The sequence below is a fragment of the Erwinia sp. PME.40.26/001 genome (genome assembly GCF_055556675.1).
This window is the reverse complement of record NZ_JBVHNP010000111.1, coordinates 1-278: the sequence shown is the minus strand read 5'-3', so window position 1 is coordinate 278 and position 278 is coordinate 1. Positions and strand designations below refer to the sequence as shown.

Annotated in this window: 1 protein-coding gene; it reads left to right on the top strand. The window is 68.7% G+C overall.

Annotated elements, in window-relative coordinates; all coding sequences use genetic code 11:
- Positions 1-25: 25 nt before the first annotated feature.
- On the top strand, positions 26-278 hold a 253-nt coding region (locus ACZ3HG_RS23450; RefSeq protein ID WP_465334736.1), incomplete at its 3' end, for a hypothetical protein.

The following is a 278-nucleotide window of genomic DNA, read 5'->3' as shown; positions in this document are numbered from 1 at the left end:
CCAGGCTCGGAACGAGGAGGTTCGCATGTCTCGCCGCCACATTGCGACCCACGCCTACGACTTTCGTCGGGGGTGGGTGCGCGTCTCGCCGACCGAGGTGACGCCGGACTACGCCCTCCACCTCCGCGACGAGGGGTTCACGATCGTCCGCTCCCGTCGAGGGTGGTTCGGCATGCGTGAACTGCCGGTGAGCTGGTACATCCCGCGCTCGGATTCCGACACCGTCAACCCGACCGGATCGGCGGATGCCACGCCCGAGGCAGCGTCGTCCACGCTCC